General features: G+C 59.2%; 1 protein-coding gene. It reads left to right on the top strand.

From position 1 onward, the window contains the following. Positions 1-659: extracellular solute-binding protein (locus ACTO5E_RS11000; RefSeq protein ID WP_482303614.1), on the top strand; the 659-nt coding region annotated here is incomplete at its 5' end. Positions 660-1,548 lie beyond the last annotated feature (889 nt).

Below are 1,548 nucleotides of genomic sequence, written 5' to 3' on the forward strand. Positions count from 1 at the left end.
ACGGTTCGGGGGTGCAGACCATCGTTTACAATCCTGCCGCCGTGGAGAAGGAGATCACCGGCTACGCCGACCTTTGGGACGAGTCCCTTCGGGACAACATCGCGGTTATTGGCAACTACCGGGTGGTCAACGGGATGGCGCTGAAGATCATGAACGCCAGCTACAACACCGAAAACATCCTGCTCATCCAGGACGCCGGGAAGAAGCTGCTGGAGCTGGCGCCCAACATCCGGCTTATCAAAAACGACAACCTCCAGGACGACCTGCTCAGCGGGGAGGTGGGGGCTGCGGTGATGTACACCTCCCAGGTGACCCTGGCCATGCTTCAGAACCCAGATCTCAAGGTGGTATACCCCACCGAGGGGGTAGGCTTTGGCATTATGGGGACCTTTATTCCCAGCAAGGCCCCAAATCCGGAGGCGGCCTACAAGTTTATCGACTACGTGCTCCGGCCGGAGGTTTCGGCGCAGTGCTTTGAGTATATGGGGTACTACTGCACCAACAAGGCGGCGGAGAGCCACATCAACGAGGCGTACCGGAGCTTCCTGACCCTGCCGGAAAGCGTCACCGGCGGGGAGATGATCCAGACCGTCTCTGCGGCGGCGGAGGAGGCCCATAACAAGGTTTGGACCGAGTTCCGGGCCGCCTGCGGCAACTAAGGCCAAACACAACAGGAAGCAAACAATCAAGGCAAGAAAAGTTTCGGGCCGCCCTATGAAAAGGGCGGCCCGAAGCTTTAGACCCTGCTCGGCCTTTGGCCTTACCTTGCAATTACCATGATTTCTCCCTGGAAACAGCGTTGGAAGTAAAGCAAAAAATCGCCCCCCGCAGCCTAGGGGAGTGGTCCAATTGCGGATATTTACCACCGCAGGGGAGCACCGCGTCCGAAGGGCCGCCTGGCGGCGGCCTTTAGAGGATCGGCGGGATTCCCTACGGGACCCGCCGAGACTGGCGCCGTCCGCGCAAAACACCCCACCGGGGTGTATTTGCGGGGTACTCGATTGCAGGGCGACAGCCTCTTACTTTCTTTTTCTATCGCAAAAAGAAAGTAAGCAAAGAAAAATGCTCCCTCCGGAAAGATGCGAAAGGTGTTTCGCCCGTTGCGACGGGCGACCAAAGGCGTTGCCTTTGGAATCTACCGCCCTTTGAAAAGGGCGGCCCTAAACTTTACACCCTCTGCTACGCAGTGGTTATCGTGGGTCCTGCCTGGAGTCTTAACGGCGTTTGGTCCAAAGCGCAAAATCGCCCCACGCAACCTGGAAAGGGGCGTTACCACCTTCCGCCTTTTACAGCCTGCGACTCCAGGCACAACTTAGGTCCCGGCACAACCGTTAGCCGCGGAGCGGCGAGGAGGGTGTGCGGGCGGGCGCTAGCCCGCTAGGCGCGGCCTAGGCGGGAGCTGCTTCCGGTTGGTGAACCGACAGAGTAAAACCTTGATGCTTTCGCTGCGCTCCCCTGGTTTGCCGCCTTAATTTTTTTCAGCATCTGCTCCTGCTCCAGGCGCAGGCGCAGGCGCGCTTGGACTTCGCTCTCCGGGAAGCGGCTTAG

The organism is Acutalibacter sp. (assembly GCF_056800975.1).